This window comes from Fusicatenibacter sp. (genome assembly GCF_050872605.1).
Lineage (GTDB): Bacteria > Bacillota > Clostridia > Lachnospirales > Lachnospiraceae > Fusicatenibacter.
Genome location: NZ_JBNMHD010000001.1, coordinates 70,274 through 95,825 on the forward strand (window position 1 = coordinate 70,274; position 25,552 = coordinate 95,825).

Below are 25,552 nucleotides of genomic sequence, written 5' to 3' on the forward strand. Positions count from 1 at the left end.
ATAATAGTGCATTTTCTAGGTTACCATGTTTTGTCAACGGTGTCAACAAAATAGATTGTACTTTTTTCAGTACAATCTATTTTTTACTGGTTTTTCCTCTGAGACCCTGTTAAAATAGTACTTTAGATGTGGTCGAAAACGTTGAATATTCTGAAAAAGCCGCCAACGGATTTTTGTTGTTTTTCAAATCCGTTGACGGCCTTTTTTATTCTAATTTTTCTTTTTGAGAAAGTTTAGTGCTGAATGTTGTCCAGCATCATGTCCATGAAGCTCCATGGCTTCAGAACTTTGTTGATTTCGGCAAATACTTTGTCGTCATAGTTATGTTTTACTTCTGTCTTTTTATCAAATACCATGGTGTCTGCAGACTCTGCTTCTGCTGCCGGCCAGTGCGGGAGTCCCTCGTGATCCGGATTTCCGTTCTTTGCGAAGGCAAGCAGGGCGCCGAAGATTTCTCTTTCCAGCTTCTCGCTGACATCCGGGATGCCGCAGATTTCTACGAGATCGGTATTGCCGAAGAAATACGGGATGTCGGAGCAGTGCCATGCCTCTTTGCCGTTCTGGAACGGGAATTCCAGGGCGAAGTTGTAGAGGTATGCTTTTCCGCCGCCTTTTGCGAAGAGTTTGGCAAGTTTTACGGTAGGCTCGCGCATTGCACGGTCGATTCTAAGAACATCCACACCGTTCTTCTCCGGATATGCTTCTTTGAAAGCTTCCAGAACATTCTCGGCGTTGTCTCCGTAAACTTTTTTCAGAGTATCCAGAATTTCTTCTTCGGTCAGTTTATTCTTGTCATAAGCTGCCGGTGCAAATGCTGCGAACTCGCCGTATACGGTTCCGATCATCATCGGAATCTGGTGTGCATGCTCGCGGAAACCTGCATCGAACGGATTTCCATAGAAGTAATCGCCCTTTTTCGGACCGCCTCCGATGTAGCCGCCGTTCTGTGCGATGGCCGGAGATACTTTTGCATATGCGGCGGCAAGCTGTGGATACGGTACTGTTTCCAGCTGTGCCACATCCGTAAAGCCAAGTTCTTTCATCATTGCCGTAACGATCTCTGTGCCGTCTTTTTCTCCTGCACCGAGAGGATCTCCCTCCATAACGCCGCTCATCACAAGGCCTTTCTGGAAGAGGCCGTCTGCTGCTGGGATCTGCATCAGATCAATGACTTTCATTCCGCCGCCGGACTGGCCGAAGATGGTTACGTTCTCCGGATCACCGCCGAACAGGGCAATATTGTCATGTACCCACTGCAGGGCAGCTACCATATCGGCGTGGCCCGCATTGGCGGAGTTTTTGTATTTTTCTCCGAATGGAGACAGATCCATGTATCCCAAGATATTCAGTCTGTGGTTGACAGAAACGAGGATGGAATCGCCTCTCTTTGCGATGCTGGCACCGTCATAAGCAACCTGCTCAATAGAAGAGCCTGCAGCATATCCGCCGCCGTGGAACCATACAAGAACCGGCTTTTTGGCTTCCGGATCGAGTTTGTTGGTCCAGATATTTAAGGACTGGCAGTGCTCATCCTGCGGCCAGTAGCGGTGCGGAACCAGCAGCTCACCGTTCGGTGTATCCTGATTCTGGAGCGGGCATACAAAACCGTAATTCGTTGCATCTTTGATGCCGTCCCATTTGGACGGAACCGGCATCTGGAAACGGTCTGCATATGCATACGGGATTCCTTTGTAAATGTAAACGCCGTCATAGAAATAGCCTTTTAAATCACCGGATGTGGTATGCAGCACCGGCACGCCGTCATAATCAAAAACTTTCCCCATTTTGAAATACCTCTTTTCTGTAAAATAATATCATGTCTTAGTGTTTTGCTTTTGCAGCTTCTCTTGCTCTCAGATCCTCCATAACCTGCGGATAAATCTTATCCAGTTTATAGAATATATAGAAGAGAATCATGACTGCATAGAACGGAATCGGTACCCACAGGTACAGCGCCTTGATGGATGCAAGTGCGCTTGCAGTCTGGGTTGCAGCAAGTCCGTCGTAGCCTGCTGCGGAGATAACCCACAGAGCAACGGCACTCGCAAGGCCGCTTCCTACTTTTGCACCGAAGGTTGTTGTGGAGTACAGCATACCTTCGACACGGGTTCCGGTTTTCCACTCGCCGTACTCAATCGTATCGGCTACCATTGCGAAGATCGTTCCAGACAGGGTTGCAGATCCAATGCCTTTGATCAGAGAGCATACCAGAAGCCAGGTAGCGTTCGTCGGGTTGATAACCATCAGAATCTGTCCTCCAATGCTGAAAAAGGTTCCCACAAGAGCTACATTTCGTTTTCCATATTTCAGGCTGAGCGGTACACAGAACGGCATCATAATCAGCACTGGAATGATGGAAACAGATGCGATAAATCCTGCCATGTTTTCATTCTGCAGGATATATTTTGCATAGTAAGTTCCAACGGCACCGCTGGCACCCATGCCAAGGCACATGGTGATCCAGACACCGCAGAGCAGCAGCCACTGGCTGTTTTTGAAGATCAGTTTCAGAGACTGTACAAAATTGACTTCTTCTTTCTGCTCGGAAGATACGGTAACACGTTCTTTCGTGTTTTTGAAACAAAGTAAAAACAAAACTGCTGCGATCACTGCATAGATGGCAGATACGATAATCCAGCTCTTCTGATCGCTGCTGCCGCCCATTTTGTTGACCAGCGGAAGGGTACATGCGTTGATTGCAAGGGATCCGCACTGTGCCATAAACATACGGAATACATTGATAACGGTTCTCTGTCCCTGGTCACGGCTCATCAAGGATGTCAGCGCGCCGTAAGGGATGTTGATCATGGTGTAAAGGAAAGTAGTAACAAGGTTATATGTAATCGTTACATAAATATACTTTCCAACCGTTCCGGTGTTCGGTACCAGAAATACGAGTACACAGGCTACTGCAATCGGTATTGCCAGCCACAAAAGCCATGGCCTTGCCTTTCCGTATTTCGTTTTGACGCGGTCCATGACATAGCCCATCAGCATGTCCGTGATGCCGTCTGCGAAACGGGAAAACATCATGATACTTCCGATGATTGCTGCGTTTAATCCCAGTGCGTCGGTGTAGAAATACGCTACATACGTGGATGTCAGCACGAGAATCAGGTTGCTCGCCAGATCTCCAAATCCGTAACAGACCTTTTCTTTCGTGCTGATCTTTTCGGTAAAGCCCTGCTTTGCCGAAGCTTGTTCTTTTGCTGCCATTGTTTTTTTCTCCCATACGTTTTTGAGATACGGATGAGCCTTCTCCTCTCTTCCGCCCTCTTTTTGGGCCGTACAATGTACTCACGGCCTTTGCTCTGTTTCTCAGTATAGGAAGTTTTTCTTCTGTTTTCTACTCAGTTTCCGCACGCTGTTTCCCGTTTTCTTGTCTTTTCCCGCTTAATTTTCTCTTGTTTTTCTTTTTTAAGTGCAATTATTGATGATGATTCAGGCAAATAATTTCTATACAGGCGACTTCATGTATGTTCAGATGCTCCTGAAGTCTTAAAATCTGCTCTTCTCCCACCGTCTGCCGCCAGACACGGTACTCCGGATCGGCGCTGTGGCACACGATCTCTTTTTCCTCTGCGGTCAGCACCTCCGGCGCTCCCATCGCCGCCCAGCGGTCGTACGGACTGCCCTGCTCCCGCGTAATTTTATAACACTGCAGACGGTATTCTCCCTGCGGCACTTTCTGGAGCTGTACGGAAAAGGTCAGGTTTTCGCCTGTCTGGAACACCTGATATCGATCGGTCCGGGAAATATTGACCACATGGCGGTGGCGGTACAGCATATCGTAGTGGACATAATTGTACAGATAAATCTGAACCCGTTCTTCTTTTTCTTCCGTGCTGATGAAATATCCTTTTCCCGCTGCCACAAGGCGCGTTCCCATCTTTCCGAGAAGCTTTGCCGCACCGTAAACTGCTTTTGGAATGCCGTCACATGTGAACATGCCAAATCCGCCGTGGAACGGATCCCGCGCCGGAAATACTTCATCCAGACGGTCATTGATAGAAAAGTACCCAATTCCGTTTGCCTCTTTTTCATTTTCCAGCATATTTTTAAACAGCCACGCCGCCTTATAACACGTATCATTGCACAGGTCTCTCTGCCATACATTGTTGCTGCACTCATCAACAATCAGCGTCATTCCCTGCAGCTCCATCTTCTGCAGCTTCTTTCGTATTTTCCGAAGATAATGCTGCAGATGGTCTATATCCCCGCTCACTGCAAAATCGTAGCTGTCATTATTTACAATCAGGTTCAGATCCTCCTGTTCTTCCCACGGCATAACGGTACTAAAGCAGCGTGCCCCGTAAATTTCCGGTAAGCAGCACGCCTCCTTCATTTTCAACAGCATTTCTTCCATCACATTTTCCATGCACGTTCCATGAGAAAGACAGGTCAGAAAATCCGGACAGATTCTTTTGATTTCCTGATAAGAAATCTGATAAATTTTTACATATCTGTCCATCTCGCAGATTTCGAAGCCATTGGGATTGACCCACGGAACCCAGATCCAGTTGCGCATCCGTTCTACGCCATAACGGTCACGCAGATGATCCATAATTCCGCCGAGCAGACTTCTCCACGCTTCCAGATTCTTCGGCGCAGCATCCTGCGCCGGACGCATGGTCAGCTGAGCCGGCCGGTCTGCCAGCAGTTCCGGAACCTGGCCGAATTCTATCATGGGCTTTGCTCCAATCGAAAGAATGAAGTCAAGAACCTCATCGATATAGTGATATCCGATCCGGATTTCTCCTTTCATATCCCGCCGCAGCACACACATATCGTCATTCAGTACGCCCTTGATGCGGATAAATTCATACCCAATATCCCGCATGGCCTGTTCCAGTTCTTCCTGCACGCGCGCATCCAGAACAGATCTTGCATAACCGCCATTGATGACACGTCTCCAGTATCCTGCAATCCTTTGTTTTCTTCCGCCAAGTGCCGCTGAAATCAGAACCGAGTTTTCTTTTTCTGCATCAATTTCTGCTTCCCGCCGCGCCGCATACTGTAAAAGAGCCCGGTACGCATCCTGGTCTTTCTCATAGTCCTCTGCTGTCCGGTCGAAATATTTGATCCTCCCGCCGCTTTTTTCTTCTTCCGCCGAGGCGGTCTGAATCATATTCTTCCTGTACTCTCCCGGTGTCATGCCGCGGTATTTGCGGAATGCGCGGATCATCATATTTTCATTGGAAAATCCGTTGTTGTAGGCGATTTCGGTCAGCGTCGCATCGCCGTGCATCTCAAGAATCGCGTGTGCCAGACGCACCTGCGTCACGTATTCCAGAAACGAAACACCAAAATACCTGGGGAAGCTCCGTGAGATATACGTCCGGCTCAGATAAATATGATCCGCCAGATCTTCCAGTGTGATCTCTTCTTTGTAGTGCTGCAGAATGTAGTCCGATGCCATCTGAATCCGTTCGCGGCCGCTCTGGGAATGCTTGACTTTTTCGCCATCGGCAAAATATTTCACAAGATCCTCGAGCAGTGCCGTTACCCGGCTTCTCGCGTTGACTGGCTGCGTCAGATTATTCTTATATGCCTCCTGAAAAACCCTTGCCAGATCGCTTCTGATCACATCGAACTGCTCCTGCTGTTCTTCCGCAAACAGGAAGGAGCGGCAATTGATCTCATATTTTAAAAACTCGATATGAACCGACGCAATTGCATCCGCACTCATTTTCAGGGACAGCAGAATTCCTGCGTCGTCCAGGTCGATCGAACAGATCTGAAACCCGTTTACATTGAAAAGCGCTTTCTCCTGAATCTGATACACCGCCCCATCCTCGTAGCTGACCCTTCCGCTGCCTTTTAAAAGAAAGAGCAGTTCAAAGTCTGCGGTCCACAGCTGTCTTTTATCCTCTGCCCGGTAAATCCGAAACTGAAACCCAGGAAGCGGTTCCGGACTTTTTCTTAAGATTTCTTCCTGTTCTGTTTTTTTCTCCTGTTTTTCCATACCCTTCCCCTTTTGTTTTCCCATACATTTTAATTCTATTTTTACGTTTTCCAGGGAGGATGTCAAGGGAAGATTTTGATTCACTGCCGTCAAAAAAGCTGCGGTTCTGCAGAGAATCTTTTCCCGCAGTACCGCAGTTTTCTTTTATCATTTATTTGTTTACTTTCAGCACCAGACACTGATACGGTTTCAGGCGGATGGTTCCGTTTTCTGTCTCGCACGTATCGTAGTTGTTCAGCAGAACCTCTTCAATCGTATCGGCAAACGGCAGTGAACTTCCATCCGCAAGGGAAGTGGTGAGGATCAAAATATTGTTCTTTTCATCCTTTCTGCGGTACGCCAGAACGCCGCTTTCCGTCTCGTATTCCGGGATCAGCTTACCATAGAGGAACGTTTCTTCTAAATCTTTGCGTCTTCTTACTGCCACCATGTTACGGTAGAACCAGAGCAGCGAATCGGGATCATTTTCCTCAGCTTCGTAGTTCAGTTCTGTGTAGTTTTGATTCACCGGGAACCACGGTGTACCTGTCGTAAAGCCAGCCTCGGCAGATGCATCCCACTGCATCGGGGTCCTGCTGTGCTCACGGCTTTCGCGGTTGATCTGCTCGAGCGCTTCCGCATCGGTTTTTCCCTCGGCGATCAGGCGGTCGTAGATCGCGAAGGTCGGTTTGTCGACAAATTCGCGGATCGACTGTTTTGGATCGTCGCGCATACCGAGTTCCTGTCCCTGGTATAAAAAGACAATACCCGGCAGGAAGCAGTTGGTGACTGGAAGCATTTTTTCACTGTAACGGTTCTGGTCTTCCGGCATCAGGAAACGGTCGATGCAGCGCGGCTTATCGTGATTCTCGAGGAAATTGCAGAGCATGCCGCGGCCGTCCACGATTTTCTGTGCCGCAAAGAGCTGATCGCGGTAATCATCAAACAACTTTACCGTACTGCCCCACTTCGGATCGCGCACGTTGTCGAAGGTGTGGCAGAAATCGAAGACCGACGAGAAGTTTCCATTCTCTCCGATCACGTCTTCCACGTCCTCCGGTGCCATCTGGTCGTACTCTCCGATCGTCAGCGCGTCCGTCGGTGCAAAGGTGCGCTCCTTCATTTCCCGCAGGATGTCGGCAAGGCCGTCGACGTTGTTGAAATACTCGAATGCCAGATTGTACTCGTCCGGTCCGTCCGGCGGGAGGTTGGTGTACTGGTAATTCTTTTTCAGATGGCTGATCGCATCGAGACGGAAACCGCCGAGGCCCAGATCCATCCATTTTAAGATCATCTCATAAATCTCTTCGCGCAGCTCCGGGTTCTCCCAGTTGAGGTCCGGCTGCTCTTTCGTGAAGATGTGAAGGTAATACAGGTTCTCATATCCCGGCACTTTCTCCCATGCACTGCCGCCGAAAATGGAGCGCCAGTTGTTCGGCTCTTTTCCGTCTTTTCCTTCCTGAAATACATAGTATCTGCCGTACTTTCCAAACGGGTCTTTCAGTGCTGCCTGGAACCAGGCGTGCTGATCAGAAGAATGATTCACCACAAGGTCCATCAGAATGCGGATGCCGCGTTTTTTCGCCTCCACGATCAGTTCCTTCATATCCTCCATCGTACCGAATGACGGGTCAATGTCCATGTAATCGGAAATGTCGTATCCGTTGTCCACCATCGGGGACGCAAACACCGGGCAGAGCCAGATCACATTGGCACCCAGCTTTTCAATCTGATCGAGATGCTGCATCACGCCTTTCAGATCGCCGATGCCGTCTCCGTTTGTATCCTGAAAACTCTTTGGATAGATCTGGTATCCAACCGTTTGATGCCACCACTTTTTTTCCATCGCTTTCTCTCCTGTTCTTTTGTTTTTCGTGACGCGGACCGCGGTTTAGGTTTACCGCAAAACCTCTTGTGTTTTCACTATATCACAAAAGAATGGATTGTGCTACTTTTTCTTTTTTAATTTTTCCCGGCGTCTGCCTTACCCCGGTAAAGCAGCATGTGTTTCACTGTTTTTTCATCCCTGGCAGAATGACACAGGATGCGTGCGCGCCGCCCATATGGATTGTCTGATGGGCAATTTTATTTTCCGTCTGCTCCGACCACAGGCCTTTCTGATTGCTGTGGACGTGATACTGTGGGAAATCGGAAGAAGAAATATCCACACGGATGCGGGAGCCTTTCGGGATCGTGTATACAATATTCCACATGTCGATCTGTACTTCTGCCGTGCTGCCCGGTTCATAAGTTCCGGCTTCTGTCTTTCCCTGTTCCAGCGTTGTAATCGAAGAACGGATGTTGTAAGCTTTTCCTTCCGGCGTTACTTCCATGATTTTTGCTGTGAATGCCGTATCCTCGCAGTCGCTTTCCACAAACAGGCGGACGGAGGCTTTTCCATTCAGTGTGAAAGTTTCTTCCAGCGGTTCTGACACAAAACTCAGGACATCCTCACGGTAATCCGGTTCCGGCTGGAGATGGCTGCCGATCTGCGGCATCGTATGCAGAAGTGCTTCTCCTCCGATGCTCTCAACCGGGTCGGCCGGGTCAAATGTGTAGTTTCTCGTTTTTCCCTGTTCCGGCGCGTCTGTCCGCAGTGTTTTCTCATCCAGATACAGCGTCATGCTTTCAGCAGTTCCTTCTTCTCCCAGTTCATCCGAAACGGTGTCAATCCACCTGTCCGCTCCGATCTCATAAGCACGGATTCTCTGCGTCGGAATTTCTTTCCGTTTTAACGTTAATTCAAACCACTCCAGCATCTTCGGAATCTCTTCATTCTGCGGATGCAGTACTTCTTTGTCTTCGAGGCAGATCTGGAAGAAGTGGTTCCAGGCGCCGATTTCCAGCCAGCTGTGCTGTTTCGTCTCCTCGTTCAGCCGCTCCCACGTTTTCATGCTGCTTCCGTGGTGATGATCGTACCAGCCGCTTAAAAGATAGATCGGAACTTTCGTTTTCGATGGGATTTCCCGCAGCTGTTTCCACCAGCCTGTCTGCCAGAGCGCATCGTCCGGGTTCGGGCTTGTGATGTATTCACGGTAGGACGGCACTTTCTGTCCCCACAGCGCCTCGTCCACCTCGATCTGCGGCAGATAGCGGCAGCTTTCGCGGTAATCGGCGGACACTGGTTTTTCTGCATTTTCCATCGACCATGCGGTCAGGATGTCGTGGCGGAAGCAGCCTTTTTCGTAGGCTGAGGTAAAGCGGTCGGTTCCATAGTCTTCGAGGAACATTGCCGCGACCTTTCCCTCCGCGGCATCCGCAAAAGCCCAGCCGGTCATGCTTGTGTAGGAATGGCCCCAGTAGCCTAAGATCTCACACCATGGCTGTTCTACAAGGTAGTTCATCGTGTCAATGCCGTCGTTCCGCTCGTTGATGTTCGGCTCCCATTTTCCTTCCGACTGCTCCCGGCCGCGGCAGTACTGGTACACATACACGTATCCTCTGTGCGCCAGTCCCTCGCCGTAGGCACGATGGATGCGGTCGTTGCCCGGATAGCAGGTGCGGGTCAGGATGACTGGGTATTTTTTCTGTTCAGCATTGCCATCCTCCTTTGGAAAATAATAGATCGTGTGAAGCTTCACGCCGTCACGCATCGCAATCTGGTTTTCTTTTCTTTCAAATGCTGCACAGCTTTCGGAAACGCCGCTCTTCGCAAACTGTTCCTCCACGCGTTTTACCGCAGCCGTCATAAAATCTTCTGCCATCGCCCTATACCTCCATTTCCAGCAGTGCCATGCCGAGTGTCTTTCCATGTTTATCCAATGCCAGCGATCTTGTAACGCCGCCGCCCAGGGTTTTGTCGAGGACGAAGTTCAGTGCATGGATGCCGTCCAGCTCGTAGCGGGTTACTTTTCCGTGGCAGATCTCGCGGAAGTATTCTGCGACACGCGCTTCTGTCACTTTTTCTTTCAGCATTTCATAGTCCTTTTCATCGTATGGGATCACCGAAATATTGGAGATCTCGCCTTTATCGCCTGTTCTTGCATGTGCAATCTCTTTTAATTTCATCGCCTTACACCTCCCGGAATGTAACGTTTGCTTCTACTGCGTTGCGCGGCACAAAAATCGAGCAGACGGAGACAACCTCCGATACCCTTTTTACCGCTCCGCCGCCTCCGGCAGGGCCGTTGGTGTAGAGAGCTTCGACCTCATTTGCCAGCAGAACGGCATTTTTCCGGTCTTTCGTTCTTCCTGCGGCACGGAGACGCACCTCACACGGGGTTCCGCTGCTGATCTCTTTGGAAATCGCGTCGCGGTACAGGGAATTACATCCGATAAAGTCGGTGCGGTACTCTTCCAGCTCGATGCCGGTCAGCGCAATCCGTTTTTCCAGAATCTCTGCCGCCAGCCCGGCGCGTGCCATACAGTTGCTTCCGCCGTAGGAAATATCGCCCTCGCCGATGAAGCAGTCTTTGTAGCCGACGCTCACTTTCAGGGTCTCCGGTCTTCCATGGGTTGTGGCATGCTCGGCGCGCACCTGATTTTCCCCGATCTGATGGAAGGTCACCTGCGAAAAATCGGCTGTCGCATCCGGGGTCAGGTAAGCTTTCGGGTTGTGGATTTCGTAGATCATCTGCTCTTTGCATGTATCTACACTCACGAGTCCGCCGCTTCCCTCGACTTTTGTCACGGTAAATGCACCTGTCTCGTCGATCTCGATGAGCGGGAACCCGAGTTTCCACAGATCCGGCACATCCTTGTAGCCCGGATCGGCGAAATAGCCGCCTGTCACCTGTCCCGCACATTCCAGCAGATGGCCTGCCAGTACCGCCTGGCCCATCTGATCCGGATTGTCGTTGATGTTCCATCCGAACTCATGCACCAGCGGTCCGATCGTCAGCGCCGGATCGGAAACACGGCCGGTGATGACAAGATCAGCCCCCTCTTCCAGTGCTTTTGTGATGCCCTCTGCGCCCATATAGACGTTTGCGGAAATCAGGACATCTTTTTTCTCTTTTAAGAGTGTGCCGTCCTCCAAAACTTTTTCATTTTCATATTTTTCCAGTTCATTCGTGATATCGTCTCCGGTCACGCATGCAATTTTCAGCCCGGTGACCCCTAAGCGCTCTGCGATTTCACACGTGCGTTCTACTGCCGCTTTTGGATTCGCCGCACCCATATTTGTGATGACTTTTACATTTTTTTCTGCCATCAGCGGGAGAATTTTCTCCATGCGGTAGTCGAGCAGCTGATTGTATCCCTTCGACGGATCTTTCTCTTTGTCCTGCTGTCCGATCGCAACGGTGCGCTCCGCCAGGCACTCGAAAATAATGTAGTCCAGATTTCCTTTTTCCATCAGTTCCACGGCCGGCTCAATACGGTCTCCCGCGTAGCCTGCGCCGCTTCCGATTCTGATTTTTTTCATGTTCAATGGCCTCGCTTTCTTTGATCTGAGGTCATTGTAGCGCAGGGCCGCGGCAGATACTACAAAAGGGAGTGTAATTTCTAAAATTTTAGAAATCGCACTCCCTCTTCCGAAAGATTCCGATATTTCAACCGCATTCTGTCTCACTCTTTCATTTTATTATATAACGTCGCAAGCGAAATCCCCAGCTCTTTTGCCGCTTTCCGCTTGCCTTCCATATCATTACCGTACAGCAGCAGCGCGTTCTGAATTTCCTGCCGCTCGAACCGGCGCACCCGCTCTTCCAGCGTCATGTGGGCCTCTGCCTCCCGTTTTTCAAACTGCACAAGGCTCGTCACAATCGAGATGCTCCCGCGGATGTGATTTTCCTCCCAGATCGGATAGACGCTTGCAAAGTATTCCTGCGTGCCTTCTCTCCGTACCATTCCCTCGACCGGGATACCGCTTTCGATGACTTCCGGAGCAATCGCAGATTTGCGATACTCGGTGATTTTATGGCCTTTGGCGGTTTCAAGCGGAACGCCGATAAAATCACCGTAGACCTGATTAAAGAACACAATCCGGCTGTGCTGATCACAGATCAAAATCCCCTGCTGTAAAGATTCCAGAACAGAATGTACCTGCATTTCTCGTCCCTCCCGCTTCCATTATTTTATACAAAAAACGCACGGCAGGAATCCCCGCCGTGCGTCAAATTTTGATTCTGATTTACGCTTAAATTATTTAAGAGTAACTTTAGCGCCTTCAGCCTCAAGTTTAGTTTTGAGCTCTTCAGCTTCTGCTTTGGAAGCACCCTCTTTGAGGACTTTCGGAGCACCGTCAACTACTTCTTTAGCTTCTTTCAGGCCAAGTCCTGTAGCTTCACGTACAACTTTGATAACTTTAACTTTGTTCGGGCCAACCTCTGTCAGCTCTACGTCGAACTCGTCTTTCTCCTCAGCTGCTGCTGCGTCTCCGCCTGCTGCTGCAACTACAACGCCTGCTGCTGCAGATACGCCGAACTCTTCCTCACATGCTTTTACAAGATCGTTTAACTCTAATACAGATAACTCTTTGATAGCGTCAATAAACTCTGCGGTTGTTAACTTTGCCATTTTATTTTCCTCCTTGGATATTTTCTAAATAATGTTCTCAGGCTGCGTGTTTCACGCTGCCAAATCGAGGCTTAAGCCTCTGCTGCGCCGCCTTTGGACTCTGCGATCTGGTTGAGGACGCGAGCCAGGTTTGCGATCGGGGACTGGATGCTTCCAAGCAGTTTGCCAAGAAGTTCTTCTCTTGACGGAACGTTTGCCAGTGCTTCCATTCCAGCTTTGTCGTAGTAGTTTCCTTCTACAACACCAGAAACCATCTCCAGTTTCGGAGCGGTTTTTGCAAATTTAGCGATGATTCTTGCCGGAGCTGTTGCATCGTCTTTGCTGATTGCAATAGCGTTTGTGCCATCCAGGTCTTTTGTAAGAGACTCGAAAGCAGTGCCAGCGAATGCACGTTTCATCATTGTATTTTTGTATACTTTGTAATGAACGCCTGCTTCTCTTAACTCTTTACGCAGCTGAGTATCCTGAGCTACGGTTAATCCGCTGTAGTTTACCAGCAGCACGCACTGTGCGCCTTCTACCTGTGCGCTGATCTCTTCCAGGACCGGCTTCTTCAGATCGATTTTTGCATTGATTGCCATGATTGCACCTCCTTGTAGTATTTCGTACCTACGCTTTGGAAGTATAAAAAAAGCTCTTCGCGAAGATTGGCGAAGAGATCTCAAAATTCCATAACATGAACCTTGTGTAACTTCTCCTCGGCAGGCGTTTGAAACTTACGCCTTGCGGCACCTGCTGTCTTCGGCGTGATACAGGTGATATGATAACATACTCGGTGCTGATTGTCAAGATCAAAATATAATTTTTTCAAAAAGAATTCCCCGGAAACTGCCATCCCCAGGGAATTCTTCGTTGAAACCTTTTAGCTTCGCTTTGCCTGCGACAAATATATCATAGTCAGAATTGGTTTTCAAGATTTCTGTTCTATATTTTATTTCACTTTCACCAATCTCACCGCCATATACGGTCTTGACGGCATGTCGATCGTGAATTCTCCGCTGTGGCGTCCTGCCGGTGTGATAGTCATATTCCAGGTGTCAATGACTTCGACATCAAACTCCTGTCCTTCCGGCATGTGGAATGGACGGCGGCATGGGCGGTTGGCTCCAAAATAGTACATAATACAGTCTTTTCTCGGATGACTTGCGCTGTTGGTGCAGCAGGTCTCATCGAAGAATGCCGGGAGCGGCTCCATATAGCCTCCGTTTTCTTCCATAATATCCAGCAGGAACTGAATACGAGCCGGGCTGCTGCCCTTTAATTCTCCGCCGTGCGACCACCAGATCACACCGTTCTCATTTTCATACGTCTCGCCGTGCTGGCCGTATCCTCCGCGGGTATAAGCCTCCCAGAACCGGCGTGTCATCTCTTCTCCGCTGATATTTCCCCATCCAAACGGAAGGTTTCCTTCATATGCAATCTCATCGAGTACGCACGGTTTTCCATACTGCGGACGCCAGATCTCCACATTCTCTGCGGTGCGGTACAGGTCAATTCTCTGCAGGCTGCAGTGGGTGATCCATCCCTTGGAATGATCGTACATCGTCATGCAGTTGTGGATCGAACGCAGATGGCGGTACGGATCCTGGCGGCATACAGTCTCTGCATTGGACTCCCACTCGGATACCGGTTTCCAGCGGAACAGGTCAAACTCATTCGCCATCGCCCACCAGACATTGTGATATGCGCTGAAACGGTTGACTACATATTTTAAATAGAAGTTCTGCTGTTCCAGATTCATGCGGGAATAGCCCCAGCGGTCGTATGGATGGAACAGAATCAGATCCGCCTGGATTCCCATGGTGCCAAGGCGTGCGATCGTATTTTCAATATGCTCAAAATAGGAAGGATTCGGGCGGGTATAATTCCACACTTCGTCCGGGTTCTCAATCATCGCATCGATGCCGCCGAACATGTTGCGCGGTGCTTTCTCGAGTTTCTCTGTTTCAAAATCCGACGGAGACCACGGAGAATTTTCGCGGATCTCAAACGGATACTGAGCCGGCTCTTTTAAGTTGTAGACATAATGTTTCGGGAATACACAGAAACGGATCTTGTTAAACGGAGATGTCGCAAGACTTTCGTATGTCTTCTCCTGTGTCTCCTCACTCTGCAGCTCCCACACATAGCAGGTCGTGCCGCATGGGTAGAATTCTTTTCCGTCATCGTAGGCAAAATGGTAGGTGTTCGCTACGCGGACCGGACCGTGGCAGTTCTCATCGGCTGCACCGACTTCCACCGTTACTTTCGCCTCATCGCCCCAGCTTGTTGTCAGGCTGATATCGTATGTTCCCTCGTAAGAAGGCATAAAACGGATTTTATAGACGCCGTTTCCATTATAGAAACCTTCTGCTTTTTTCGTTTCTGCCTGGCCTTCCATGATACCGCGGATCCATTGCTCCTGAAATGGATTTCCTTCTGCCGGGCCGTTTACCGTAAGTTCAACAATCCCATATCGTTTTGCATTTTTTACTTCATTTAAAATCATGTATTTTTCCACCTTTCCCATACATTTTTCTTTCCCGTAAATTCTGCGGCTGCTCTTCCCGTTTTTCCTGCTTTGCCTGGCAATACCGCGTAAATCTTTAATTTAATCTTACTGAATTTAAACTGAATAGTCAACAAATTTGTTTCTAATTATTCAACAATTTTTCAATCCATATTTTGTTTATTCTGCTGTTTTCCCCTTTCTTTTCTCTTTCATTTATTGACGCTTTTTCCATTCTATTGTAAACTAATCACAGCTTTTCAGGATTCTCTTTCTCTGTTGAATCGTTTAAATAAAAGGAAAGGACTTTTCTGTATCATGATAAAACAAACTTCTCATTCCCGCTTCCATTCGCTGCGGGCACGGCTTTCTCTTCTTTTATGCTGTATGTTTGTCCTGTTCTGTGCGCTTGTGCTCTATAACAATATGGCAGCGTTTCAGCTTCTGCTCGACCGGATGCACAGCAACACAGAGGATACTCTTGTTCTGTATCAGAAGCATCTTGACGAAGATCTGGAGCGGACAGAAACCTACCTTTATACCTTTGCAATGAACAATAAAAATCTGATTTCATTAAAGGCAACGCCGCCAAAATCCTCTTCCTGGTATCCCACGCTTTACCGGATCCGGGAGGATTTTGAATCTGCACTTCCATCCTATACGGCGGATGGTTTTTTCTGTTATGCAGAACCCGAAAAAGAGCTGGTCATGTACGATACTTCCTATAATCCCAGCCCTGCCATACGCAGCACAGTCCGTGAGATACTGGAAAACGAAGATGTTGATCTCAGATCCTGGTTTGTTCACGAGATCAATGGCCACTATTGTCTGGTTCGAGTCTTAAATCTTTCTGGTTACAAACTTGGTGCATACGTATCCATAGATACACTTCTCGATACGCTGATCCGAAGCGGAGAGTCTGATTCCCGTCTGTATTTTACTGATGGAACTATGGTTCTGCGCACACCTTCCACCAGTTTTTTTCTGAACCCGAAAAATACCAGCGGTCCTTACCTTTCCTGTGAATTTGATGATACTTCCTGGCTGGCCATTTCGCAGCCTCTCGAGCATACTTCCATTTCGCTCTCCTTATTTCTTTCGAATACAGAGTATGCCCGAAGCCGTGCCGACTTTTATTCCATTGCTCTTGTTGTTGCACTGTTTCTGCTCATGATCTGGTTTTCCCTTTTCACCTCTCTTCATCGATGGGTGCTGCATCCTGTTTCCAGACTGACACGCGCACTGGAACAGCTTCGTTCAGGAAACTTTGATATACGTATCACAGAAAGCCATCAGCTCAATGAATTCCAGAATATGACAGATACCTTTAACGAAATGGTTTCTGAAATTAAGAATCTGAAAATTGATGTCTATGAAAAACAGCTGGCGCGCCAAAAGCTGGAAGCGCTCTATCTTAAGCAGCAGATTACACCGCATTTTATGATCAACTGTCTGAATACGGTTTATCAGCTGACTGACATGAATCAGCCGGAACTGGCACAGAAAATGATCCGTGACTTAAGCTCCCATCTCCGCTATACCCTTTCTTCCGGCCAGACAATTGCCTTTTCGGAAGAGCTGAAGCTTGTGCGCAATTACATAGATCTTTCTTCTATTCGTTATCCAGATGCCTTAAAGCTGTTTATCGCCTGTGATCCACAGTATGAAGATGCCACCGTCGTTCCGCTTCTCCTTCTTACTTTCGTGGAAAACACTGTGAAATATGAAGTTGTCATGGGGAAAACATTGGAAATTCATATAGAAGTTCTGCCGGTTTTCAAAAATAATTGCACTTATCTGCACATCTGCCTCTGGGATTCCGGAAAAGGATTCAGTCCCGATATGCTGGCTCTTCTGGATGATCTGGAAACTTACGTTGCAGAAGAAACAGAGCACATCGGCATTGTCAATGTCATCCTGCGGATGCGGCCTATTTTTCCGGATTCCTTCTTTACCTTTGGCAATCGTGAAAATGCCGGTGCACAGATTGATATGGAATTTCCATACGTTCCGTTTTTTCCAATTTCCTGACTGCTGTAAAAAACTGCAGTTGATATTTACTGTACAACAAGGAGACTTTTACCATGAATCTTTTAATTGTCGATGATGAATATTATACCGTCGAGAGTATCTCTCTCAAAGTCCAGAAGCTCTGTCCCTCTTTTGATCAGATCTTAAAAGCCTACAATCAGGAACAGGCTCTGGAAATCTTTTCCGCCCATACCATTGATCTGATGATCTGCGATATTGAAATGCCAGGCGGCTCTGGCCTGGAACTTCTCGACAAAATCCGACAGTCTGGATTCGATACGGTTTGTATCTTTCTGACTGCCTATGCAAAATTCGAGTATATTTCCCGTGCTATGAAACTTTCCAGCAGTGATTATCTCTTAAAACCAATCGACGATCAGAATTTAGTCGAAGCTCTGCAGAAAGGAATGGAGCTGCGAAAGAAGCAGGAAGACGACCGCCTAAACACGCTGCATGCCCATTACTGGAAAGAGAGCGAACTGCCGCTTGCCGAACAGTTTTTCCTGGATCTTCTTTCGGACAGCATCAGTTCTGCGCCTTCGGAACTTTCCCGGGAATTGTATCTGCGCCGCCTTGATGAAACCCTGATTCTGAAGTCCTATTTTCCTCTCCTGATCCAGCTTGGACAGGGAAACTCATTTTCTCCGCTGGACAACCGGAGTCTCTATGAATTTGCTTTAAAAAATATTGTACGGGAATATTTTTTTCTCCCGGAAGAATTGCCTCTGACGATTCGGATTGCGACCGGATTTTATCTTCTTCTCCTCCCTTCTGTCGGACGGACACAGAATCAGCTTGTCGGCCGATGCCGCCAGGCACAGACAGATTTCGTACCGCATTTTCCGTTTTCTGTCAATTTTTATGTTTTTGCGGATTCCTGTCTTCCAGAACAGCTCCGCCCGGCTCTCCTGCGCATGCAGAACTACGCGAAAAAGAATGTATCCAAGGAAAATTATGTCTTCGATTTTTCTCTCGGAACATCGCCCGTTTCTGAAACACACAGGATTCCCTCCGAGCGCTGGTCCGATCTTCTGCTTTCCGGGCGCACCGATCAGCTTTTTATTGAATTCCAGGCTTATCTGAATCAGATGAAAAATTCTGATTCTGTGAACCGCGATTCCCTGACAGATTTTTATTATCAGCTGCTCCAGCTCTTCTTCCGCCACATGCAGAGCGATTCCCCGGAAGCCGCTGCCTGCCGCGCAAACATTACGGTTTCTTCCCCGGAACAGACTTTTGTCTCTTTCTCTGCCTTGAAAGACTGGATCTCCGAAAGTCTTACCACTTTTACTGCTTTTCAGGAACAGAATACCTCCCGCGACAACGCAGTAGAAACGGTCAAAAAATATATTGAAACCCATCTGGATGAAGAACTCGACCGGGACAGCCTCGCATCTATGGTTTATCTGAATGCAGATTATCTGTCTCATCTGTTCAAGAAAGATACCGGCACTTCTCTGATCAACTATATCATCGACCGCAGAATTGCCCGTTCCAAAGAGCTTCTTGCGAAAGGCGAAATGAGCATTCGTGATATTGCACTTACCTGCGGCTTCCAGAATATCTCCTATTTTTCCCGCCAATTCAAAAAATCCACCGGGATGACACCGAGAGAATTCCGAAAATAAATCCTTCATTACATCAAAATTTTCTATCCAAAAAAATCCCGGAGCAGCTCTTCACTGTTCCGGGATTTTTCTCTTCTTTATTTGTTTGTTCAGCAGAAACCTTTCCTTTTTAATCAGCCTTTAACGCCTCCAAGGGTAATACCTTTTACAAAGTTTTTCTGAATGAACGGATAGATGATGATGATCGGCAGAATACCAAGTGCTGCCATCGCCATACGAACCGTTCCGGAAGGGATCTGGGAGAGACCTTCGCCTGCATTCTGTACACTGTTCGCATTCTGAGTCAGCGCCTGAATGTTCTGCATCAGACGGTTCAGCAGGTTCTGGATACTGTAGAGATCCGTTCTCTTTGTCAGATAAATATAACCGTTGTTCCAGTCGTTCCAATAAGCAATACCGGAGAACATGGCAACTGTAGTGATAATTGGTTTGGAAAGCGGAATCGCGATTTTCCACATGGTCTGGAACTCATTTGCGCCGTCGATGTAGGCTGCTTCGAGAATCTCATCCGGCACGCCGGTAACGAAGTAGCTCTTCATCAGAAGAACGTTGAATGCGTTCATCATCAGGGACGGAACCAGAAGTCCGAAGAAGGTATCTTTTACATGGAAGATCGTTGTATAGTTGATGTATGTTGGTACAAGACCTCCGTTGAACAGCATCGTAAAGAATACCAGGAAGGTCAGAACATTTCGTCCCGGCAGACCTTTTTTCGAAAGTCCGTATGCCAGACAGGTCGTCAGTGCAAGGCTGCAGATAACACCGGTTGCAGTCAGGATAAAGGACATTCCGTAAGCTTTGAGCACCATGGAACTGCTGGATGTGAAAACCCACTCATAAGCGTAGGTACTCCATTTTTTCGGCAGGAAGGAGTAGCCATTCTGTAAAAGGGTTGCATTGTCGGTCAGTGAGGAAATGAACATCAGCAGAATCGGAATGATCGCGAGCAGTGTCAGGATTGTCATAACCAGATGACCAAAAAAATTATAAATTTTATCTTCTCTTGTTTTCATACCGTTCCTCCTAGATCAGCGCGCTGTCGCGGTCAATTTTACGTACCAGCAGGTTTGCGCCAAGTACCAGAATAAATCCTACGATTGACTGGTAAACACCGGCTGCGGCAGACATAGAAACATTACCCATCTGAAGCAGTCCGCGGTATACGTAGGTATCAATCGTGTTGGTTGTGGAATACAGAGCTCCCTGGTTCATTGGAACCTGATAGAACAGACCGAAATCGGAGTAGAAAATTCTTCCGATTGCCATCATGGTCAGCATGATGATGGTCGGGCGCAGAAGCGGCAGGGTAATGTATTTGATCTGCTGCCATCTTGTCGCACCGTCGATTTTTGCTGACTCATAGAAGGACTTGTCAAAGCCCATCAAAGTTGCCAGATAGACGATACAGTTGTAGCCGACGGACTTCCATGCGCTGACGAAAATCAGGATGAACGGCCAGTATTTCGGCTCTGAGTACCAGCTCACTGGTTCTTTTCCAAGTGCTTTTAAAATCGTATTGTTGACGAATCCGTTTTCTACACTGAAGAAGGCGAAAACGAGATATCCGATGATAACGGTAGAAAGAAGGTTCGGAAGAAGAATCGCACTCTGGTAAACTTTTTTCCGTTTGCCTTCCAGCTCACTTAAGATAATGGCAACTGCGATTGCCAGTGTGGTGTTGATCACAATGAATGCCACATTATAGAGAATCGTATTTCGTGTGATAATAAAGGCATCGCTTGTTGTAAACAGATATTCAAAGTTTTTCAGTCCAACCCATGGACTTCCATAGATGCCTTTTCCGGCATTGTACTGTTTGAATGCAATTACAAGGCCCGGCAGAGGCATGTAATTGTTGATAAACAGATAAATGAGGCCCGGCAGCATCAGAATATAGATCGGCAGAAAGCGTACAAATGTTTTTCGTCTTTTCTGGCTCTTCTGACTTTTCACTCTTGCCATGTTTTCATTCTCCTTTTTTTCTCAGCCGCAGCCGGCCCTGAAGCGTTCCGGTTTCGACAGATTTTTCTCTTCTTACAACCTGCGCCGTCCTGTTTTTTTCGGACGGCGCAGTCATCTTTCATACTAATTTTTAAACTTTATTTGTTTGCTTCCCATGCTTCGAGCTGAGCTTTTTTCTCATCGATAATCTTCTGAAGTCCTGCTGTCATCATCTTATCGTTCATCTCGGCAATTCCGGTCTCCGGATCTACAAAGCCGTACTCTACGCTGGTCTGATACTCATTGTATACGTTCTGTACTGCTGTGATCTCGTTTGCTACGTTCGTGCTGTCAAAGGAGAAGCCGCTTGCTTTGGAAACTTTTGCATTGTCGTTGAAATTCTTCATCTCTGTCCACAGATCCGGATCATTTCCTTCCCATACGTGGGTCAGGAACTGGTTCGGCATCATCCATCCCATGGAGTGGTTCCATCCGGAGCTGGATGCGTCTACGCCGTCTGCGTAAGTAGCAAGTCCGTCATCGCCAATTTTATAGTGTGTTCCCTCGATGCCCCATGCCAGAAGGTTTGCAACATCGGCATTGGTGTAGCACTCGTTCAGGAATTTCATGGCTGCTTCTTTGTGCTGTGCAGAGATCGGAATGGTCCAAGGCATACCTGCCACGGAAGTGGAACTGATATAGTCATCCAGGGTCTGGAAAATCGTCATATCGCGTCCAGTCAGGGTTGACTCCTGTGCTTTGATGCCAGGTTTTCCGCCTGTGGTATAGCTCATCAGGGTTCCGGCTTTTACCAGCTCGCCGACTGCTGTGGTATCTGTTGATGCGTCAGCACTGATGTAGCCTTTCTGGTTATAATCATACAGTCTTGCGCAGTAATCTTTGTAGAAATCACTCTCAAAGAGGTTGACAACGTCGAGGTTCTGGCCATAGTCGAGAAGAACACCGAATACATTGCCGCCAAGAGAGTCTACATTGGAGAACTGTGACATGGAACCTGTCGTTGGACGATAAACTTCTTTGTCCGGATATGCCTCATGCAGTTTTGCATAAATATCATTTAACTCATCCAGGCTGATTTTTACAATCTCATCATCACTATTTACTTCGTATCCGATTCCATCCAGATACTCAGTTGCGATTGCGGCACATCCACGTCCCTGTGCAATATCACGGTTGCTTGGGAGTCCGTACAGAACTCCGCCGACACGGCAGGCATCAATATTCTGCTGTCCTACTGCATCTGCAATGTCCGGTCCGTACGTTGCAAGCAGATCATTTTCTTCCAGATCGGAGAGATATCCCTGCTGGATTCCGGTTGCATATGGGAAACCTACGCACGCCAGAACATCAATTTCCTCATTTGCAGAAAGTGCCAGTGTTGTGTTCTGGTTAAAGGAACCAAAGTCGGTGATGGAAAGCTCAATTTCAACGCCGATCTTATCTCTTGTGATGTCATTGATCGCTTCCTGTACTTTCTCAGTATCTGCCGGAGCGCCGGTCCAGGTCGGGAAGCTTACGATAATTTTCTCTACTTCTCCGCTTCCGGTATCTGCTGTGCTTGCTGCACTCTTATCTCCAGAATCTGTTTTTCCGGAATCAGAGCTTCCACCGCTGCTTCCGCAGGCAGCCAGGGAAAGTGCCATCATGGACGCCATAAAAATCGCTGCTACTTTCTTCTTCATTTTTCATCCTCGCTTTTTTATCTTTTTGTTTTGTTTCTCTGTTTCGTTTTGAGTTTCGGCCGTGACTCATTTGATGATCTTATTATATCGGCTTTCCCACCTCCAAAAAAGAACAATTCTGCGATGAATTTGCACTTTTCTGCGGTTTCTCTCCGCACTTTGTATAGTTTTTTGTCACTTTTCGGCTTTTTCTATGCATTCTGCTATCAGCATCCAGTCGCCAGCCGCCGGTTTCTTTGGCATAACGCACGATTCCCCACGTACTTCCACTTGGTTTTCTGCTTTTTCTGTCTGCCCGGTTCTCGGATCAAACCAGGAAATTGCATAGATTCCGTCACAGAGGCCTGCGATCGGTGTACTCATGCCGTCCATCTCTCCGTAGTAAATCAGTGCTCTCGTCTTATCCTGGCTGATGGTGGCAGCCGCGAGCTTGTTGGCAAACGGACTGATGCTCTCTTCCGCTGTTTCCGGATCGTACGGCACCATTTCCTCGAAGTGATGCTCTTCATAGAAACGCTTCAGATATCCCATCTGTGCGCCGCCCGGTCCGTCAATAGCTTTGGCCCAGGTGATACCGAATTTGTTGAATGCATTAAAGTCCGGATTGATGTCACTGACCTCCCAGATATTATCCCAGATGCCCTGTGCGCCGTATGTGTAGCCGCAGCCGCCGGTCTGGACTGCCATGTATGCCACGCGCCGCAGCATGGTATCCGTACAGAGACGGGTTCCGTTTTCTTCCAGGGTGGAGCAATATTCGTACAGAGACTCTCCCTCGATAAACGGCTTTGTTCCATGTTCTTTCCGATAGGAACGGTACCAGAACGGATTGATCGGAAAATCGCCGTGGCCGGCCTGATTTAACACAAAGTCAAACCAGGATTCGTCATAATAGTAATCTGCAAACGGGCGCTCGTTTGTATAGTGCGCAGTCTGCAGTGTTCCGTAGCCATCCATCTCTTCCACGTACTTCGCGACTTCGCGCCAGCCCTTAATCGCACGCTCGCGCGGCTCGCCCGGGAAGTAGCCTGCCACTTCACCTGCCAGTGTCCATACGATCGGCAGTGCACCGTAACGGGCGATGATGTAGCGCGCCAGATGTTTCTGATGCTCCACACCATGTTCAATTGATCCAGACCACGCAAAGCCGAGCGCGTTGACGAAGCCGAGATCCGCAAGATACTGCATGCGCCGGTCGAGCTCGTTCTGATAAAATGTCACATTCGGCACATCATCCGCGGCATCTGTCTCCCAGTAACGGCTCTTCTGCTCCCGCCAGCTGTCGCTTCGAAGGTTCGTCTGGTAGACGTTATAGCCCTGTTCCTTCCTGCGGTCCGCCATGCCGCGGAACATACTCGTCATCTGCGGATGGTTCGACTCATCCCAGCGCTCGCCGAAAGCAAATTCCCAGTGCGTATCGCCGAGCCAGAAAAACGGCGTTCCATCTGCATACGTCAGATAGCGGCCGGACGGGTGTACTTTTAAAAAGCCGTGGCGGTAAATTTCCAGTTCTCCTTCATATGGCACACATTCGATGCTTCCCTCTGTGCCGGAAAGCCCGGTCTCCTCCGGCGCTTCCAGCGTGTACTTCCAGATGCCGGTTTCCGTCGGTGCAAAGGCAATCCGATAAGTATTTCCGCCGTCCCAGTACGCTTCTCTTCTGATTTTTCTTCCCGACGGTCCTGTAAAAACACCCCGGATTGAAACGTCGAGGAATGGATTGTCATATGTTTTTCTGCTTTCCCATGATAAAACAATTTGTCTCCACTGTTCTGTTTTCATCCCCATTTTATCTTCTCCTTATCTGCGCAGAGCGCGCCCGGCTTTTCTTTCGGGCACGCTCCGCGAATCTGTTTTTTCTATTCCAGTCCTCGTTTTTTCGCAAGTTCTACTGCAATTTCAACCAGCTCTTCTGCATCCTCCCGGCATACAAAGCCTTTTGATACCTGTTCTTTCGTATTCCTCTCCGCTAATTTCCGGTAATGTTCCAGCGTGCCGTACAGCTCTTTCAGAAGAGATGCCGAAAATGCCTGCTGATAGCCGAACAGTCCTTCTTTTTCCGATTCCGGATCCAGAAAGCTCTGGCCTTTTTCAATATCACTCGTGCTGCTGTACCGTCCGGTCGGGTAGTCGATCAGGCAGGTACGAAGTCCGCCGATGCTGTTTCCGAATGCATCTTTTTTGTTCTCGCCGTCACTGTCAACCGCAATCCTCTCGCAGTGTGCCGGTGCTGCTCCCGTTCTCACCCAGGTGAACAGGTTGCGGAACGCTGCCGCAAAGAGGATCTGGGATGGATAATCGTTTCCTTCCTCATTTTTTCCCATGTAGAACGGCAGATGGTTGATCCGCACCAGGTCAGGATCGTTCTGGTAATAGTCCACATAGCTGTAGGAAGTGTCATGGCTTGCACCCGTCACCTCATACTGGCGGAACAGGAACTCCGGATCATCGCTGTCCGCCTGGGCAATGCGCCATGCTTCCATTCTTCCGTTTTCACTCTCGGTCTGCACGGCGATAAACGGCTCGCGCGCTTTCTCCACGCGGGTCAGGCTGTAGTGATACGGAGTCATAGACTCATACTGATTGACCGGAATCCCAAGGGAATGAACCCCGCCGCCGGAAAGATAACCGTCAAATACGTTTGCGCCGCGTGCGGCATCCGGGCGGTAAGCAAAGCTGTTCAAATAGCGGAACAGATACGATCCAGACTGTGACCAGCCTGTCAAATAGATATATTCTCTCTTGTATTCCCGAATCGGATTCTGCTCTTCCTCACCGCGCAGCAACCATGCCAGATCGGTCAGCATGTCCCAGAAAAGACCGGTCTCATAATCATGATTCAGATCGCCGAGTCCGCCGACTGCCTGCAGTTTCTCCGGAAACGGTACATCCGGCGTCGGGTTGGCCCAGGAAAGACGGCCGTATCGTTTTTCATCAAACTCGACCATTTTGGCGATGGTATTTGGTTTGCTTGTGATTCCCACATAGATATCTCCGTCCCGCACAAATTTTTTCCAGCCAAGAATCCACATGCGGTCGATCTCCATGAAACTCGTTGGGTTGATAATTTCGACCACAACGTTTCCGCTGCATTTTGCCGCATCCTGCGGCGCGCGGACGATGATACGGTTTGTGTACGGCGCATCGGCAGTGCGCACGCGGACGCCGCCGCGCTCATCGGCAGTCTCATAGACATTGGCCGTTCCATACATATAATATTCCTTCTCCGCATAGCCGCGCCCCGACAGTTTCAGATACCGCTCCGCGCTGGCAAACGGATAGCTCTCTTTTGTTACAGGAATCTCCTCCAGTTTTGTGATCATTTCGTAAAACCTCCCTTTTGCTTGTATGGTTTCAT

The 25,552-nt window shown here is 48.5% G+C and carries 18 protein-coding genes and 1 other annotated feature; of the genes, 2 read left to right on the forward strand and 16 right to left on the reverse strand.

Annotated features, from left to right (window positions below; all coding sequences use genetic code 11):
• Positions 1-233 precede the first annotated feature (233 nt).
• The 11 genes from ACY2VT_RS00380 to ACY2VT_RS00430 all read right to left on the reverse strand — a co-directional run bounded on the left by ACY2VT_RS00380 (position 234) and on the right by ACY2VT_RS00430 (position 14,912).
• Positions 234-1,784, reverse strand: a complete 1,551-nt coding sequence (locus tag ACY2VT_RS00380) for a carboxylesterase/lipase family protein (protein ID WP_461878469.1) — start codon at positions 1,782-1,784, stop codon at positions 234-236.
• A gap of 37 nt (positions 1,785-1,821) precedes the next feature.
• Positions 1,822-3,216 (reverse strand): MFS transporter, encoded by a 1,395-nt coding sequence (locus ACY2VT_RS00385; RefSeq protein ID WP_461878470.1) that lies wholly within the window; start codon positions 3,214-3,216, stop codon positions 1,822-1,824.
• Positions 3,217-3,427: 211 nt separating this feature from the next.
• Positions 3,428-5,989, reverse strand: coding sequence for a GH39 family glycosyl hydrolase (locus tag ACY2VT_RS00390; protein ID WP_461878471.1), 2,562 nt, complete (start codon positions 5,987-5,989; stop codon positions 3,428-3,430).
• 127 nt (positions 5,990-6,116) lie between these two features.
• Positions 6,117-7,790: an alpha-glucosidase gene (locus ACY2VT_RS00395; protein WP_461878472.1), complete on the reverse strand. Its 1,674-nt coding sequence runs from the start codon at positions 7,788-7,790 to the stop codon at positions 6,117-6,119.
• 163 nt (positions 7,791-7,953) lie between these two features.
• Positions 7,954-9,648 (reverse strand): CocE/NonD family hydrolase, encoded by a 1,695-nt coding sequence (locus ACY2VT_RS00400; protein ID WP_461878473.1) that lies wholly within the window; start codon positions 9,646-9,648, stop codon positions 7,954-7,956.
• Positions 9,649-9,652: 4 nt separating this feature from the next.
• The gene (locus tag ACY2VT_RS00405; RefSeq protein WP_461878474.1) at positions 9,653-9,952 is read right to left on the reverse strand and encodes an AtuA-related protein; all 300 of its coding nucleotides are present in this window, start codon (positions 9,950-9,952) and stop codon (positions 9,653-9,655) included.
• Positions 9,953-9,956: 4 nt separating this feature from the next.
• Positions 9,957-11,309 carry an acyclic terpene utilization AtuA family protein gene (locus ACY2VT_RS00410; RefSeq protein ID WP_461878475.1) on the reverse strand — a complete coding sequence of 451 codons (1,353 nt, stop codon included), beginning with the start codon at positions 11,307-11,309 and terminating at the stop codon, positions 9,957-9,959.
• Between the two features lie 143 nt (positions 11,310-11,452).
• On the reverse strand, positions 11,453-11,935 hold the full coding sequence (locus tag ACY2VT_RS00415; RefSeq protein ID WP_461878476.1) for a helix-turn-helix domain-containing protein: 483 nt from the start codon (positions 11,933-11,935) through the stop codon (positions 11,453-11,455).
• A gap of 93 nt (positions 11,936-12,028) precedes the next feature.
• Positions 12,029-12,403 carry a 50S ribosomal protein L7/L12 gene (gene rplL, locus ACY2VT_RS00420; protein WP_461878477.1) on the reverse strand — a complete coding sequence of 125 codons (375 nt, stop codon included), beginning with the start codon at positions 12,401-12,403 and terminating at the stop codon, positions 12,029-12,031.
• Between the two features lie 71 nt (positions 12,404-12,474).
• Entirely contained in the window at positions 12,475-12,984 is a 510-nt protein-coding gene (gene rplJ, locus ACY2VT_RS00425) for a 50S ribosomal protein L10 (protein WP_055227784.1), read from the reverse strand.
• A 37-nt stretch (positions 12,985-13,021) separates the two neighbouring features.
• Positions 13,022-13,166 (reverse strand) — a sequence feature (ribosomal protein L10 leader region).
• 168 nt (positions 13,167-13,334) lie between these two features.
• Positions 13,335-14,912 carry a DUF5605 domain-containing protein gene (locus ACY2VT_RS00430; RefSeq protein WP_461878478.1) on the reverse strand — a complete coding sequence of 526 codons (1,578 nt, stop codon included), beginning with the start codon at positions 14,910-14,912 and terminating at the stop codon, positions 13,335-13,337.
• Between the two features lie 297 nt (positions 14,913-15,209).
• On the opposite strand from ACY2VT_RS00430, the gene ACY2VT_RS00435 reads away from it, so the two are divergent.
• Together ACY2VT_RS00435 and ACY2VT_RS00440 are read left to right on the forward strand one after the other, a co-directional pair.
• Positions 15,210-16,922, forward strand: coding sequence for a sensor histidine kinase (locus tag ACY2VT_RS00435; RefSeq protein ID WP_461878479.1), 1,713 nt, complete (start codon positions 15,210-15,212; stop codon positions 16,920-16,922).
• A 53-nt stretch (positions 16,923-16,975) separates the two neighbouring features.
• Positions 16,976-18,550, forward strand: coding sequence for a response regulator (locus ACY2VT_RS00440; RefSeq protein WP_461878480.1), 1,575 nt, complete (start codon positions 16,976-16,978; stop codon positions 18,548-18,550).
• Between the two features lie 113 nt (positions 18,551-18,663).
• On the opposite strand, the gene ACY2VT_RS00445 is transcribed toward ACY2VT_RS00440, so the two are convergent.
• From ACY2VT_RS00445 to ACY2VT_RS00465, 5 genes are all read right to left on the reverse strand, one after another.
• Positions 18,664-19,563 carry a carbohydrate ABC transporter permease gene (locus ACY2VT_RS00445; RefSeq protein WP_461878481.1) on the reverse strand — a complete coding sequence of 300 codons (900 nt, stop codon included), beginning with the start codon at positions 19,561-19,563 and terminating at the stop codon, positions 18,664-18,666.
• Positions 19,564-19,573: 10 nt separating this feature from the next.
• On the reverse strand, positions 19,574-20,512 hold the full coding sequence (locus ACY2VT_RS00450; protein ID WP_461878482.1) for an ABC transporter permease: 939 nt from the start codon (positions 20,510-20,512) through the stop codon (positions 19,574-19,576).
• A gap of 137 nt (positions 20,513-20,649) precedes the next feature.
• On the reverse strand, positions 20,650-22,194 hold the full coding sequence (locus ACY2VT_RS00455; protein WP_461878483.1) for an ABC transporter substrate-binding protein: 1,545 nt from the start codon (positions 22,192-22,194) through the stop codon (positions 20,650-20,652).
• Positions 22,195-22,368: 174 nt separating this feature from the next.
• The gene (locus tag ACY2VT_RS00460) at positions 22,369-23,982 is read right to left on the reverse strand and encodes an apiosidase-like domain-containing protein (protein ID WP_461878484.1); all 1,614 of its coding nucleotides are present in this window, start codon (positions 23,980-23,982) and stop codon (positions 22,369-22,371) included.
• A 71-nt stretch (positions 23,983-24,053) separates the two neighbouring features.
• Positions 24,054-25,517: an alpha/beta hydrolase domain-containing protein gene (locus ACY2VT_RS00465; protein WP_461878485.1), complete on the reverse strand. Its 1,464-nt coding sequence runs from the start codon at positions 25,515-25,517 to the stop codon at positions 24,054-24,056.
• Positions 25,518-25,552 lie beyond the last annotated feature (35 nt).

Coding starts and splice junctions, on each gene's coding strand:
- ACY2VT_RS00380 (WP_461878469.1), bottom strand. CDS start 1,784: ATGGGGAAAGTTTTTGATTATGACGGCGTGCCGGTGCTGCATACCACA.
- ACY2VT_RS00385 (WP_461878470.1), bottom strand. CDS start 3,216: ATGGCAGCAAAAGAACAAGCTTCGGCAAAGCAGGGCTTTACCGAAAAG.
- ACY2VT_RS00390 (WP_461878471.1), bottom strand. CDS start 5,989: ATGGGAAAACAAAAGGGGAAGGGTATGGAAAAACAGGAGAAAAAAACA.
- ACY2VT_RS00395 (WP_461878472.1), bottom strand. CDS start 7,790: ATGGAAAAAAAGTGGTGGCATCAAACGGTTGGATACCAGATCTATCCA.
- ACY2VT_RS00400 (WP_461878473.1), bottom strand. CDS start 9,648: ATGGCAGAAGATTTTATGACGGCTGCGGTAAAACGCGTGGAGGAACAG.
- ACY2VT_RS00405 (WP_461878474.1), bottom strand. CDS start 9,952: ATGAAATTAAAAGAGATTGCACATGCAAGAACAGGCGATAAAGGCGAG.
- ACY2VT_RS00410 (WP_461878475.1), bottom strand. CDS start 11,309: ATGAAAAAAATCAGAATCGGAAGCGGCGCAGGCTACGCGGGAGACCGT.
- ACY2VT_RS00415 (WP_461878476.1), bottom strand. CDS start 11,935: ATGCAGGTACATTCTGTTCTGGAATCTTTACAGCAGGGGATTTTGATC.
- rplL (WP_461878477.1), bottom strand. CDS start 12,403: ATGGCAAAGTTAACAACCGCAGAGTTTATTGACGCTATCAAAGAGTTA.
- rplJ (WP_055227784.1), bottom strand. CDS start 12,984: ATGGCAATCAATGCAAAAATCGATCTGAAGAAGCCGGTCCTGGAAGAG.
- ACY2VT_RS00430 (WP_461878478.1), bottom strand. CDS start 14,912: ATGGGAAAGGTGGAAAAATACATGATTTTAAATGAAGTAAAAAATGCA.
- ACY2VT_RS00435 (WP_461878479.1), top strand. CDS start 15,210: ATGATAAAACAAACTTCTCATTCCCGCTTCCATTCGCTGCGGGCACGG.
- ACY2VT_RS00440 (WP_461878480.1), top strand. CDS start 16,976: ATGAATCTTTTAATTGTCGATGATGAATATTATACCGTCGAGAGTATC.
- ACY2VT_RS00445 (WP_461878481.1), bottom strand. CDS start 19,563: ATGAAAACAAGAGAAGATAAAATTTATAATTTTTTTGGTCATCTGGTT.
- ACY2VT_RS00450 (WP_461878482.1), bottom strand. CDS start 20,512: ATGGCAAGAGTGAAAAGTCAGAAGAGCCAGAAAAGACGAAAAACATTT.
- ACY2VT_RS00455 (WP_461878483.1), bottom strand. CDS start 22,194: ATGAAGAAGAAAGTAGCAGCGATTTTTATGGCGTCCATGATGGCACTT.
- ACY2VT_RS00460 (WP_461878484.1), bottom strand. CDS start 23,982: ATGGGGATGAAAACAGAACAGTGGAGACAAATTGTTTTATCATGGGAA.
- ACY2VT_RS00465 (WP_461878485.1), bottom strand. CDS start 25,517: ATGATCACAAAACTGGAGGAGATTCCTGTAACAAAAGAGAGCTATCCG.